The following is a 14,630-nucleotide window of genomic DNA, read 5'->3' on the forward strand; positions in this document are numbered from 1 at the left end:
AATCTATATGAAAGGAATATTTTTAAAAGGCTTCCCAATTGCTGCAATCTGTTTGTCGGCAACATTGTTTGCTTGTAATTCTAAAAGTGACCAGGGCACTGAAACCAAAGTTGAAAAGGACTCATTAAAATATACCACTACCATTGATGGAAAAAGTGTAAAGCTGTTCTCTTTGAAAAATAAATCAGGTGCAACCGTTACAATTACCAATTATGGCGGGAGAGTGGTATCGCTTCTCGTTCCAGATAAGGATCATAAATTAGTGGATGTGGTTTTAGGTTATGATAGTATTGGCTCTTATCGTAAAAAAGGCGAACCATTTTTTGGTGCGTTAATTGGCCGTTATGGCAATAGGATAGGTAAGGGAAAGTTTACCCTTGATGGTAAGGCCTATCAGCTACAGTTAAATGATGGTGTAAATACTTTACATGGCGGAACAGATGGTTTCTTTTCGAAAGTTTGGGACGCGAAGCAGGTTGACGGACAAAAGCTGGAACTAAGTTATGTATCAAATGATGGAGAAGCGGGTTATCCTGGCAAGCTGGATGTGAAAGTAACTTATACTTTAACAGACGATAATGCCTTACAAATTGATTATTCAGCCACGACGGATAAAACCACAATAGTTAATTTAACCAATCACGCTTATTTTAACTTAAATGGTGAGGGAAATAAAACCATCCTGGATCACGAACTGACGATTGCCGCTGATTCTATCACGCCTGTAGATGCTACCTTGATACCGACAGGGAAATTGCAGGCTGTAGCCGGAACTTCGTTTGATTTTAATAAAGCAAAAACCATTGGAAAAGCCATTGATGCAAGTGAAGAACAACTCAAATTTGGTAAAGGTTATGATCATAATTTTGCGTTAAAGAAACATGACGATAAAACACCTGTGGCAACGGTAAAAAGTACCGCAACCGGAATTGTGATGGAAGTGTATACCACTGAACCAGGTTTACAGTTTTATAGTGGAAACTTTTTAACCGGAGAAGATAAAGATGGTAAAGGTGGCAAGTCTTATCCTCACCGTTCTGCTTTTTGTTTAGAAACACAACATTTCCCTGATGCACCAAATCATACGAATTTCGCTTCAACGGTATTGAAGCCGGGAGAAACTTATAAAACCAGCACGACGTATAAGTTTAAATAACCCACCAACCCCATAAAAAGAGTTTAAAAGGCGAGATGGCTGTTCCTAAACGGGTTATCAATCGTATCAAATTGAAATAAATAAAAAAAGCAAGACCGACTAGTCTTGCTTTTTTGTTTTTCTCTGATTCCGTAATTAAGATTTTCGTCTTTGCGATCCCGGTACTTCATCGGGAGAAGCAATCTCATTTTGATGCAAAATGGTTTCTGCTCCTTGCGGAAATCCTTATTAGGGGATTTAGGGTTTCAATGGCTCCAATAGGCGATCGGGAAATTGCGTAACCTTCTCAATGGTTAATTGTTGCATAATCTGGTACAAATGTGTTTTGAACATGTTGATGGTATGATCTCCGCCTTCGTTGCCCAGTGCGCCAACGCCATACATAAAAGGTCGGCCCATGAAGTTGAATTCTGAGCCAACGGCATGCGCTCTGGCTAAATCAACCCCCGAACGGATACCTCCATCTAACATAATCTTCAATTTTGATTTGTATAACGGATTGTTTGCCAGTTTAATCAACGAGTTAATAGAAGATTCGCCTGCATCAATTTGTCTGCCGCCATGGTTGGAAACAATCACACCATCAGCACCAATTTGGATAGCGGCCTGCATATCTTCATCGGTTGCAATTCCTTTTAATACCAGAGGACCTTTCCATAAATCACGAATGGCAGAAACCTTTTCAATATCAACCTTGCCGGTAAATGTTTTGTTCATGAACTGTCCTAATTGCGACATGTCCATTCCTTTTTCCATATAGGGTTTCAGCGTAGCAAAAGATGGAATGCCATGTTGCAAGGTTTTAATTCCCCACAGCGGACGGGCAAAAGCCTGTAAAATGTTATTGATCGACATTTTTGGTGGAATAGATAAACCACTCTTAATTTCTTTGTAACGTAAGCCAAATGCAGGTACATCTACCAAAACCACTAACACCGGGCATTCAACGGCTTTTAAGCGTTTTAAAATATCATCTCTTAAACTATTTTCTGTAGGATGATACAATTGGAACCAGGCCTTACCATCTGATACTTCGGCAATGCGTTCGATGCTACTGGTAGATACAGTACTTAAGGTGTATGGGATATCCGCTTTCGCAGCAGCCTTTGCTAAAATTTCAGGCGCATTTGGCCACATCAAACCTTGCAAACCGATTGGCGATATGCCAAATGGTGCGCTGTAACGACGACCGAATAATTCAACCGACATATCGATATCTCCACCAACACGTAAGTAATTTGGTTTAAGGTAGATATTATCGAAATCGTTTTCATTCCGGGCTAAATTAAGTCCCTCATTACAACCACCTTCCAGATAATCAAACGCAAATTTTGGTATCCTTGATTTCGCTTTTTTCCTTAAATCGGCTACGGATGGGTATTGTGGATGGTATGGGAATGTAATCTTTTTACTCATATGTAAATATTATATTGGTCAGATCATTATTTTGGAAGCGAAAACTAACATTTAAATTTAGATTATCCGTCCTGTTCTATCTGCTATGTTTTTATCGTAAAGTACGATGGGTCATTCCACGCTCGTTGAAAACCAGTGTGAGATTAGAAGCACAACTAAAGCCTATAAAAAGCTTTTGCATTATCTCCGAAAATTAATTTTCTTTCTGTTTCACTAAATCTTTCAGCGTATTTCCATACAAGATTAAACCAATCCGGGTATGGGCGACTGATTAACATCACTGGCCAGTCGCTTCCGTACATCACCCTTTGGCAACCAAAGTTTTCAAAAACTACATCAAAGCAATTGAAAAGCTCAGTTTCTTTCCAGTTTTTCCAATCTGCTTCGGCCAACAAACCAGAAACTTTGCAAAGCACATTCGGGTTTTGAGCAAGGGTTTTAATGTTTGCCGACCAGTTTTTTAAGTCTTGTGATTTTACATCAGGTTTACCACAGTGATCGAGTACCAAAGGTTGATCAGGAAGTTGATCTACCATCTTGATGATGCTGTCTAACTGATTGTGGTAGCAAAGTAAATCGTAAGTGTACCCGAAATTTTTCAACTGCTTAACGCCGGCAATAAAATCCTGATCGAGAATAAATTCAGCGGTTTCAGCTTGCAGCACATGACGCCAGCCTTTTATCTTCTTAAAATTGTTCCAGTAGTTTAACCGACCCTGTAAGTTTGGATTTTTTAGATCTATCCAGCCCACAATTCCTTTAATCATTTCATTTTGCTCGGCCAGCGTAAGTAGAAACTCATTTTCTTCTTCCGATTGATTGGCCTGAACCGCCACACAACCAGTAATTTGAAGGTCGTTGTAGGTGCGCATCAGATTTTTTGGCGAGAAATCTTTCTGTATGGCATTCATTTCATCGGTAATCCAGCTATCTCTAACGGGATCAAAATTCCAGAAATGTACGTGAGCGTCAATCATAAAAATAGTTTATAGTTTAAAAATTTGATCCATTAACCGCCATTTTTCTCCGGGTTTGGCATTTGGTAAAGCTTTCTGGTAGTTCCACATCAGGGTTTCCCATTCCTGAACTTTAGGGTTTTCAAGATCGGCTTTTGCTTTATTTTCAAATGAGAAAGTATCAATCGTTTCCATAATCATAAATAAACGAGTTCCGGAAAGGTAAATTTCCATATCGGTGATTCCTGAAGATTTGATACTTTCTACAATTTCGGGCCAAATGGCTTCATGATACTGCTTGTATGCAGCAATAAGTTCGTCATCATCAATTAAATCGAGCGTAAAGCAGTATCGTCTCATATTAGTTTTCGCTGTAAGCTTTCACCACTTGTTTACTGCTTCCTAAGCCATCAATGCCTAATTCTACCACATCACCAGCTTTTAAATACCAAGGTTCTGGTTTTTGTCCTAAGCCTACACCTGCAGGTGTTCCGGTGGTAATTACATCTCCAGGCAATAAAGTCATAAACTGGCTAATGTAAGAAATCATGAAAGGAACATTGAATATTAGGTTCGAAGTGTTTCCGTCTTGCAAAGTTTCGCCATTAACGGTTAACCAAAGACGAAGATTGTGTACATCGGCAATTTCATCTTGCGTGGCAATAAATGGTCCGATAGGGGCAAATGTATCGCAGCTTTTTCCCTTGACCCATTGACCGTTTCTTTCCAGTTGAAATTCACGCTCGCTGTAATCATTATGCAAAACATAACCTGCAATATGATCTAAAGCATTTTCTTCAGTAACATAACTGGCTTTTTTACCAATAACGATGGCCAATTCCACTTCCCAATCTGTTTTTTTACTGTTTTTTGGAATGATCAAATCATCATTCGGACCAACAATTGCTGAGGTAGCTTTGAAAAATAAAATTGGTTCAGCAGGAATCGGTGCATTGGTTTCTGCAGCGTGATCCTTATAGTTTAACCCAACGCAAATAATTTTTGAAGGACGAGCCAATGCAGCACCTAAACGAACGTTTTGATCAACCTCCGGTAAATCAGCAGCTTCAATATCATTTTTTAGTTTTTCCAGGCCATCGCCACCAAAAAAGGCTTCATTGTAATCTGTTACCAATGATGAAACATCAAAATATTTTCCGTCTACAATGATTCCTGGTTTTTCAGCTCCTAGTTCGCCAAATCGTATTAATTTCATTTTTATATGTATTTATAGAGTTGTATTAGTTGTTTAAAGTAGTAAAACCGCCATCAATAGGATAATCGCAGCCAGTAATAAAAGATGCCTCATCACTGCACAGGTATAATGCTAATGCACCAACTTCTTCAGGTTTCGCCATTCTGCCAATGGGTTGAGTTTTTGATAATTTCTCAAACATTTCATCAATATTATCAGGATAGTTTTTTTGCAAAAATCCATCTACAAATGGAGTATGCACACGGGCAGGCGAAATGGAATTACACCTGATGTTTTCGCCGATATAGTCTTTTGCCACACTCATGGTCATGGCCTTCACAGCGCCCTTTGCCGTGCTGTAGGCAAAACGGTCTGGCAAACCAATTAAAGCCGCAATGGAAGCCATATTGATGATGACACCACCACCTGCTAATTTTAGTTGTGGAATGGCGGCATATAAACAGTTGTAAACACCCTTAACGTTAACACGCAGTACACGGTCGAAATCAGGTTCTTCTGTGGTATCAGCCTTGCCAATGTGTGCAATTCCGGCATTGTTAACCAGGATATTAATCTGTCCAATCTGATTAAAAACTTCTTTAACTGCTTTATGATCAGAAACATCACAAGCGTAAATAAAAGCTTTTCCTCCGGTACTTTCAATTTCAGCTAAAGCCGTTTCAGCTTGTTCTTTGCCAAGTTCGATAATGTGAACTTCGGCACCTTGTTTGGCTAAAATTGTGGCTATGGCTTTGCCAATTCCGCTACCGCCTCCGGTAACAACAGCTCGTTTATTTTGTAATGAAAACATATACTTTTATTCGGTTGAAATTATTGATCATTTGGTTAAAACATGTTAATGACTAAAACTTAAGCTATAAAATCCCTAGCTATAAAATTTATCAGCATACAAATTAAGCAGATAATCTTGATTAAAAACTTTCGATTATTGCCTAAACGTTGTTTTATCTTATCATAACATAACTGGTTGGCTGCTTTTAGGGTTTACCTTGCAGAAATATTACAAAATGAAAACGCTATATTACTTATATTTGAATAATTTATTTATATTTAAATAAACAATTTAACCAAATATCATCAGAAACCACATTTTGCAGGGTTTCTACAATCACCAAATTGAATGAGAAATTTTCTGATTTTTATTTTCCTTTTTTTTATTAATCAAACAGTTGTCCAGTCGGCAGAATCTGCACCATTATCTAAAACCATTTATGTTTCATCGCAAAGCGGACAACGTGAAAAGTATGGTCTGGAACGATTAATGAATACATTACGTAGTAAAGGTTATGATATCAAATTTACCGTAGTAAATTACCGTGAAAATGTTAGTAAAGGGAAAAATTCCATTGTAATTGGATCAGTAGATGACAGGGTTTTAAAAACAAAATATCCTGTTACTATGGCTAATAAGGCTTTGGAAGCTGGTAAGGAGGGGTTTTTAATTTCTTACGATCAAGATGGTACACTATATATTATTGGTGCCGATCATTCTGGAACTTTATATGGCTGCCTTGATTTAATCGACAGGATTGCTGAAAATAAAAGTCTGCCCACTAAACTTGCAGTAACTGATCATCCTGAAATGGTATTGCGTGGTACTTGTATTGGCTTGCAAAAACCCGATTACCTTCCCGGTCATGATGTTTATGAATATCCTTATACCGAAGAATCTTTCCCATGGTTATACGATAAAAAGCTGTGGATAAAGTATTTGGATATGATGGTTGATAACCGTTACAACTCACTTTATTTGTGGAACGGACACCCATTTTCTTCTTTGCTTCGGCTTAAAGAATATCCTTATGCAGTTGAGGTTGATGATGCAACCTTGAAAAAAAATGAGGAGATTTTTCGTTTCCTAACAAAAGAAGCCGATAAACGTGGCATCTGGGTGATTCAGATGTTTTACAATATCATCATCCCGAAACCTTTTGCCGATAAACATGGCTTAAAAACACAAGATCGCAATCGCCCGATTATTCCACTAATTGCGGATTATACACAGAAATCAATCGCTGCTTTTGTGGCGAAATATCCAAACGTGGGTTTAATGGTTGCTTTAGGTGAAGCGATGGAAGGTGTTGGTCAGGATGATATTGACTGGTTCACTAAAACCATTATTCCGGGTGTGAAAGATGGATTAAAAGCAGCCGGAATTAAAGAAGAGCCACCCATCGTTTTACGTGCTCATGATACCGATGCGCCTGCCGTAATGAAAGCCGCTTTGCCATTTTACAAAAATCTGTATACCGAGAATAAATTTAATGGAGAGGCACTCACCACTTACGGACCGCGTGGCGCCTGGGCCGATCTGAATAGAAAACTTGCTGCAATTGGCACCGTAAATATTTCAAACGTTCACATTCTCGCGAATTTGGAGCCTTTCAGATATGGATCTGCTGATTTTATCCAGAAATCAGTGCAGGCGATGAATAAGATTTACAATGCCAAAGGTTTGCATTTGTATCCGCAACACAGTTATTGGGATTGGCCTTATGCTGCCGATGATGTAAAAGGGAGAATTTTAGAGGTAGATCGCGACTGGATCTGGTACAAAGAATGGGCCCGTTATGCCTGGAAATCGGAAAGAGACCGTTCACAGGAAATTAATTACTGGGGTAAGCAACTTGCAGATAAATATGGTTCAAGCTTAGCAGATGGAAAATCGATTCTTAATGCATATGAAGAATCCGGAGAAATTTCACCAAAACTTTTGCGCAGGTACGGAATTACAGATGGTAATCGCCAAACACTTACCCTGGGCATGTTGATGACTCAGTTGATCAATCCTTTCCGTTACGGTTTATTTACTTTAATGTACGAATCGGAAGCGCCTGAAGGTGAAATGATTATTGATTATGCTGAAAAGGAATGGAAAAAGCAGGGGCACATCGGCGAAACCCCAGTTCAGGTAGCAAAAGAAGTTGTTGAGCATGGTAAAAAAGGGTTAGCATCTATTGAAACGGTAAAAGCCACCAAAGATGTGGAAGAGTTCAAACGCCTAAAAAACGACATGTACTGTTATGATGAAATGGCTAACTTCTACGCCGAAAAGGTAAAGTCAGCACTTTGGATCTTACGTTTTAAATATTCAAACAATGTGGCAGATCTGGAGCAGGCTTTGCCATTTCTTCAAAAAAGTGTAGATCATTATGCAAAACTGGTTAAGCTCACAGAAGATAGTTATTTGTATGCCAACAGCATGCAGACTAAGCAACGAAAAATCCCGATGAGGGGCGTGGACAAAACTTTTATCCACTGGAAAGAAATGTTGCCGGTTTTCACTAAAGAATTAAGCCATTTCAAAAAAAGCATTGATTCTTTGAAATCTTTAAATGGTGCTACTGCTGCGAAAATTGTTCCTTATCAAGCAGCAGATGTTAAGGTCTTAAACGAAACCGGAACTTATCTCATCAATAAAAATGTTGAGGTTTTTGCCGACACCAATGTCCAGATTAAAGAGGTTGCTGAGCAGCTGGTTGGTTTAAAAGGGATTAAAATTTCGAAAGAAAAACAACTTAAAGTTGGCACGGAGATTAGGTTTTCTACCAAAGTTCCTGTTAAATTGTTGATTGGATTTTTTAACCAGAAAAATCCCAATTATCTGGCACCGCCACAATTGGAAACCGATGCAAGTGCTAATAATTACGGTCAATCGGAAATTAAAATCTCAAATGCTTTGGTGTTAAACGGATTTCCACCAGCAAACGTTCATGCGTATTCTTTCCCTGCCGGAACGCATACTTTGAATTTAGGCAAAGGAGAATGTTTGATGTTAGGATTTATTGATGATAAACAGGAACTGCGTATCTTCAATGCTGGTTTAGATGGTAGAGGTAAAGACATAGATTGGTTATTCGAATAATGAGAAATACACGAAATTTAATAGCAACGGTTTCATTGTCGATTGCGACATTAACTGGTTTTGCACAGCAGAAATCAATCATTGGTAATGAGAAACTCAATAAATATGTTACTTATTTTAATTCCATTGATGATGAAGCCGTTAAGAATTACATTCCGAATGCTGAGGCATTTAACTGGCTGGCCGATCAGGCTCCTGTTTTTGAATGCCCCGATTCGGTACTGGAACAAAATTACTATTACCGTTGGTGGACTTTCCGCAAGCACTTAGTAAAAACTCCGGAGGGATTCATCTTTACTGAATTTATTGAGCCGGTAAAACATGCTGGGAAGTATAACTCCATCAGCTGTGCTTTAGGGCATCACATTTACGAAGGCCGCTGGCTAAAAGATAACAGCTACCTTAAAGATTATATCAAATTCTGGCTGTACAAAGCCGATGTTGGTCAAACCAAACAGCGTTTTCACCAGTTCAGCAGCTGGGTTGATGATGCGGTTTATCAAAATTATCTGGTTAAACCTGATCAGGGCTTTTTAAAAGACATTCTGCCTGCTTTGGATAAAGACTATGAGAAATGGGAAAGTGAAAGACAACTAAAAAACGGTTTATTCTGGCAGCATGATGTTAAAGATGGTATGGAAGAATCGGTAAGCGGTTCGAGAAGAGACCAGAACCAACGGCCAACCATTAACAGCTACATGTATGGAAACGCCATCGCGTTAACTAAAATCGCTACCCTGTTCAACGATCAGGCTCTTGTTTCTAAATACCAGGCAAAAGCTGCAGCTGTTAAAAAACTGGTTCAAGATAGCCTGTGGAATTCGTCGGAAGTTTTTTTCGAAACCAGAAAAGCAAAAGGCGGTTCATCCAATGTACGTGAGGCGATTGGTTTTACACCCTGGGATTTCAATTTGCCAGATGATAAAGCCGAATATGCAAAAGCCTGGAACCAATTGCTGGATACAGCAGGTTTCAAAGCACCATGGGGTTTAACTACGGCAGAGCGTAGAGAGCCAACTTTCAGAACCCGTGGCACCGGACACAGCTGCGAATGGGACGGTGCACTTTGGCCATTTGCCAGTTCACAAACGTTAAAAGGGCTCGCAAATTTGCTAACGAATTACAAAAATCATGGCAAAATGAATGCGAAGGTTTTCTATACAGAACTGCATCAGTATGCCGCTTCTCATGTTAAAAATGGCAAACCTTACATCGGTGAATATCAGGATGAAAAAACAGGTGAATGGTTAAAAGGCGATAATACCAGAAGTAGTTTTTATAACCACTCTACCTTTAATGATTTAATTATAAATGATCTTATCGGTGTAAAACCTAGACAGGATAATATTTTGGAAATTTATCCCTTAATTCCAAAAAATCAATGGAATTGGTTTGCCTTGGATAATTTGACTTATCACGATAAAATAGTTACCTTAATTTGGGATAAAAACGGGAAAAAATATAATAAAGGAAAAGGTTTTATGATTTTCGTTGATGGCAAGCAAATCTATCGCTCCAGCGGATTAAAGCCTGTAAAAGTTCCAATCGGTTAGTAAAAAGAAATTATCATGTTTAAAAATTTAGTAAGTGCTGTGAAATTCTGGTCAACCCTTATGGTTCTGGTTGTGGCTTTAAATTCAGCTCAGGCACAGTCATATTACAATGTTATCAAATATGGCGCAAAAAACGATAGCAGTAAATTAGCTACCGTAGCCATTAAAAAAGCAATAGATGCAGCTTCAAAAGCAGGTGGAGGAACGGTGTATTTTCCTGCAGGTAAATATTTAACCGGAGCCATTCATTTAAAAAGTAACATTACAATTTTCATTGATGCAGGAGCTGAATTGCATTTTAGCGATAATTTTGACGATTATTTACCAATGGTTGAAAGCAGGTATGAGGGCGTCGATGTGAAAAGTTTTTCACCATTGTTTTATGCTTACAAAGCTGAAAATATTTCGATTATCGGCCGCGGACTTATAGATGGACATGGAAAGAAATGGTGGGATTTTGTTGAAGGCTACAAAGAAGGTCAGGCCCGCTCAAAATGGCAGTACGAGTTTGATAGGCTGAATAAAGACATTGTGTTGCCTGATGATCCGAAGCAGATGAAACGTGGTTTTCTTCGTCCACCTTTCATTCAAACCATGTTTTGCAAAAATGTTTTAATTGATGGCATCAGCATCCGGAATTCTCCTTTTTGGACGGTTAATCCGGAATTTAGTGAAAATGTGAAAATTCATGCCGTAACGATAAATAATCCTCATTCGCCAAATACAGATGGTATTAACCCGGAATCTTGTAAGAATGTTCACATTTCAGATTGCCACATCAGCGTTGGCGATGACTGTATTACGATAAAATCTGGAAAAGATGAGCCTGGCAGAAGAATGGCAACACCAGCAGAAAATTATGTGATTACCAATTGTACAATGTTATCAGGTCATGGTGGCGTGGTAATAGGCAGTGAAATGTCTGGTGATGTTCGTAAAATTACAATCTCCAACTGTGTATTCGATGGAACTGATCGCGGAATTAGAATTAAAACAGCGAGAGGTAGAGGCGGAGTTGTAGAAGAAATTCGCGTGAGCAACATCATCATGAAAAATATTAAGCAGCAGGCCATTGTTTTAGATATGCAGTATGCCAAAACCAATGTGGAGCCGGTTTCAGATCGCACACCTAAATTCAGAAATATCCATTTCAGTAACATCACCGGTCAGGTAAACCAGGCTGCATATTTAAATGGGCTAGAGGAAATGCCAATTGAAAATATCACGTTTAATGATATCAATATGGACGCTAAAACCGGTTTCGATATTAGTTTTTCAAATAAAATTGAATTTCATAATGTTCAGGTAAATACCGAGTTAGGTCCATCCTTAAAAGCTTCGAGGGTAAATAATTTGGTGGTCGATGGACTTAAAACATACACGCCGCATAATAATGCTGCAGTTATCGACTTGAAAAATGTGAGTGATTTATTTTTGTATAATTCGTTTCCAGTTCTGGGCACCGCAAATTATCTGAAGTTAAGCGGCGCCGGAACAAAAAATATTTCTTTAGGCAACAATAACTTTAAAAACGCCAGAGTTGGGGTAAAGAAAGAGAAAGATGTGTATGAAGCCATCGATTATGTTTCTGCAGATAAAGGTCAATAATTGATGGGGTTTAGTTCGAAGTTTTTTTTCATTGCTTTTGCAATAGCTACGACTGCTTCATCTCTTTGGGCGCAGGATAAGAATCAGCAATTGTGGTATAACCAACCTGCCAAAAAGTGGACAGACGCCTTACCGATTGGTAACGGCAGGTTAGGTGCAATGGTTTTTGCGGGTGTGGAAAACGATCGTATCCAGTTTAACGAAGAAACACTCTGGACCGGAAAACCCCGGATTTATAATCGCAAAGGTGCCTACAAATATCTTCCCGAGATTAGAAAATTACTTTTCGAGGGAAAACAAAAGGAAGCAGAGGTTCTGGCACAAAAAGAATTTATGGGTTTGCAAAGTGAACCTGGAAATCGGGAAGCCTGGATTGCAGAAATGAAAGCTGGAAAAGGAATTTTCGGAAATCCTTCGTCAATAAATTTTGATGACAAACTCTGGAAAACTATTGCGGTTCCATCTTACGAAGGCTGGGAAACGCTTGGCCTGGAGAATCTAGATGGCGCAGTTTGGTTTAGAACTACTTTTGATGTGCCTCAAAACTGGTCGGGAAAAGATTTAATACTCGATCTCAACAAAATTTTTGATCAGGATTTTACCTACGTGAACGGGGTTTTAGTAGGGAATACTGATGGCACCGAAGCGAGAAAATATAGTCTTCCATCGAAATTAATTAAGCCGGGGAAAAATGTAATTGCCATTCAAGTATTAAACTATTATGATCGTGGTGGAATTGGCGGTTACAAGGACACGACAAAAAAAATAGGAATCTATCCCGTTGGTTCGAAAGTGGAGCAGGGAATATCGTTGGTAAAAGCCTGGAAATATAAAATTCAAAATCAAAGTCCACCAGCGGTAGCACAATATCAGGCCAGTTATCAGCCATTTGGCGATTTAAACCTAACATTTCAACACAAGGCTTCGGTTACTCATTACAAACGTTCTTTAGATTTAACTACTGCCATAGCCCACACCAAATATACTGTCGCTGGCGTAAACTATAGCCGGGAATATTTCGCCAGCCAGCCCAATCAGGCGATTGTGATTCATCTAAGTGCCGATAAAAAAGCATCAATCAATTTAACTGCGGCGTTGTCAAGTCTCCATCAGCAATCGGTTGTTAAAACATTGGGAAACAACACCATTTCACTTTCAGTACAGGTGAAAGATGGTGCGTTAAAGGGCGAAAGCCGCTTAACCGCTGTATTAAAAAATGGTACCGTGAAGGTGCTTAACAATAAAGTCAGTATCAGCAAAGCTGATGAAGTAACGCTTTATTTAACCGCCGGAACCAATTTCATTAATGCTCAGGATGTATCTGGAGATCCGGCGGCTGCCAATACAAAGGCGTTGAATTCCCTAAAAGGGATGGTGTACGCTGATGTCAGAAAGCGCCATGTTCAGGAATACCAAAGTTATTACAATAAATTCCAGGTAGATTTTGGGCAATCAGGGAACGAAAATCTTCCTACAAATGAGCGATTGAATAAGTTTGCAACTTCAAATGATCCCGGTTTCGCAGCGTTATACACACAGTATGGCCGTTACTTGCTTATTTCAAGTTCGCGGCCGGGTACACAGCCAGCCAATCTTCAAGGTATTTGGAATGATTTATTAACTCCACCCTGGGGCAGTAAATACACGACCAATATTAATATGGAAATGAACTACTGGCCAGCAGAAATCCTAAATCTTTCAGCGTTAAACGAGCCGCTGTTCAACAAAATTAAGGGATTATCACAAAGCGGAGCCGAAACGGCCAAAGAATATTACAACGCCCCGGGCTGGGTGCTGCACCACAATACTGATTTATGGAATGGCACCGCACCAATTAACGCTTCCAACCACGGCATCTGGGTTACCGGTGCGGCCTGGCTGAGTCAGCATTTGTGGCAGCATTATGCCTTTACTGGCGACCAAACTTTTTTAAGAAATGAAGCTTATCCGTTAATGAAACAGGCTGCTTTGTTTTTCGATAACTTCTTGGTTAAAGATCCGAAAACGGGCTGGTTGATAAGTACTCCTTCAAATTCTCCTGAAAATGGAGGATTAGTTGCCGGACCAACGATGGACCATCAAATTATTCGCTCACTGTTTAAGAATAGCATTGCTGCAGCAGAAATTTTAAATGTTGATGCTGAATTCCGTAAAACGCTTGACGCTAAAATGAAGCAAATTGCTCCTAATCAAATCGGCAAGTATGGTCAATTGCAAGAGTGGCTGGAAGATAAAGATGATACCACGAACAAGCATCGTCATGTTTCACATTTGTGGGGCGTTTATCCTGGCGATGATATTACCTGGAAGAGTGATTTAAAGATGATGGATGCTGCGAGAAAATCATTGTTTTACCGTGGTGATGAAGCTACTGGCTGGAGCCTGGCATGGAAAATTAATTTCTGGGCAAGATTCAAGGATGGCGATCACGCGATGAAACTGATTAAAATGCTGATGAAGCCTGCAAATAGTGGTGCCGGTTCTTACGTGAATTTATTCGATGCGCATCCGCCATTTCAAATCGACGGAAATTTTGGCGGTGCCGCCGGAATCGCAGAACTGATTTTACAAAGTCATCAAGGTTATATTGACATTTTGCCCGCCTTACCAACAGAAATTCCTAATGGAAATATTAGCGGATTAATGGCCAGGGGTGGTTTTGAAATAGATTTGATTTGGGGTGGTGGGAAGTTGAAATCAGTACTCTTAAAATCACTTAGAGGCGAAAAATGCAAGGTTAAATATCTTGATAAAGAAATTGAGTTCAATACCAAAGCGGGTGAAAGCTATAAATTGAACGGAGACCTGAAATTCTAATCGACTCATTATCGCCGAAATTTATTAATGGCAGAGGATTATT

General features: G+C 39.2%; 10 protein-coding genes. 5 read left to right on the top strand and 5 right to left on the bottom strand.

The window, feature by feature from the left end; genetic code table 11:
• The first annotated feature begins 7 nt into the window (after positions 1–7).
• Positions 8–1,156, top strand: a complete 1,149-nt coding sequence (locus R2Q70_RS12105; protein WP_316807837.1) for an aldose epimerase family protein — start codon at positions 8–10, stop codon at positions 1,154–1,156.
• A gap of 237 nt (positions 1,157–1,393) precedes the next feature.
• On the opposite strand, the gene R2Q70_RS12110 is transcribed toward R2Q70_RS12105, so the two are convergent.
• The 5 genes from R2Q70_RS12110 to R2Q70_RS12130 all read right to left on the bottom strand — a co-directional run bounded on the left by R2Q70_RS12110 (position 1,394) and on the right by R2Q70_RS12130 (position 5,534).
• Positions 1,394–2,572 (bottom strand): alpha-hydroxy acid oxidase, encoded by a 1,179-nt coding sequence (locus R2Q70_RS12110; protein ID WP_316807838.1) that lies wholly within the window; start codon positions 2,570–2,572, stop codon positions 1,394–1,396.
• A gap of 155 nt (positions 2,573–2,727) precedes the next feature.
• Entirely contained in the window at positions 2,728–3,549 is an 822-nt protein-coding gene (locus tag R2Q70_RS12115; RefSeq protein WP_316807839.1) for an amidohydrolase family protein, read from the bottom strand.
• Positions 3,550–3,558: 9 nt separating this feature from the next.
• Complete coding sequence (locus tag R2Q70_RS12120) at positions 3,559–3,888, bottom strand: L-rhamnose mutarotase (RefSeq protein ID WP_316807840.1); 330 nt, start codon at positions 3,886–3,888, stop codon at positions 3,559–3,561.
• Position 3,889: 1 nt separating this feature from the next.
• Positions 3,890–4,744 carry a fumarylacetoacetate hydrolase family protein gene (locus R2Q70_RS12125; RefSeq protein WP_316807841.1) on the bottom strand — a complete coding sequence of 285 codons (855 nt, stop codon included), beginning with the start codon at positions 4,742–4,744 and terminating at the stop codon, positions 3,890–3,892.
• A 25-nt stretch (positions 4,745–4,769) separates the two neighbouring features.
• On the bottom strand, positions 4,770–5,534 hold the full coding sequence (locus tag R2Q70_RS12130; protein WP_316807842.1) for an SDR family oxidoreductase: 765 nt from the start codon (positions 5,532–5,534) through the stop codon (positions 4,770–4,772).
• A 330-nt stretch (positions 5,535–5,864) separates the two neighbouring features.
• On the opposite strand from R2Q70_RS12130, the gene R2Q70_RS12135 reads away from it, so the two are divergent.
• From R2Q70_RS12135 to R2Q70_RS12150, 4 genes are read left to right on the top strand one after another with little or no spacing between them, the layout of a single operon-like run.
• Complete coding sequence (locus tag R2Q70_RS12135; RefSeq protein WP_316807843.1) at positions 5,865–8,609, top strand: hypothetical protein; 2,745 nt, start codon at positions 5,865–5,867, stop codon at positions 8,607–8,609.
• A complete protein-coding gene (locus R2Q70_RS12140) occupies positions 8,609–10,162 on the top strand; it encodes an MGH1-like glycoside hydrolase domain-containing protein (protein ID WP_316807844.1) in 1,554 nt (517 codons plus the stop codon). Before R2Q70_RS12135 ends, R2Q70_RS12140 begins: the two co-directional genes overlap by 1 nt.
• A gap of 15 nt (positions 10,163–10,177) precedes the next feature.
• The gene (locus R2Q70_RS12145) at positions 10,178–11,770 is read left to right on the top strand and encodes a glycoside hydrolase family 28 protein (RefSeq protein WP_316807845.1); all 1,593 of its coding nucleotides are present in this window, start codon (positions 10,178–10,180) and stop codon (positions 11,768–11,770) included.
• Between the two features lie 3 nt (positions 11,771–11,773).
• The gene (locus R2Q70_RS12150) at positions 11,774–14,587 is read left to right on the top strand and encodes a glycosyl hydrolase family 95 catalytic domain-containing protein (protein ID WP_316807846.1); all 2,814 of its coding nucleotides are present in this window, start codon (positions 11,774–11,776) and stop codon (positions 14,585–14,587) included.
• Positions 14,588–14,630: the final 43 nt, after the last annotated feature.

The organism is Pedobacter agri (assembly GCF_032678665.1).
GTDB lineage: Bacteria > Bacteroidota > Bacteroidia > Sphingobacteriales > Sphingobacteriaceae > Pedobacter > Pedobacter agri_A.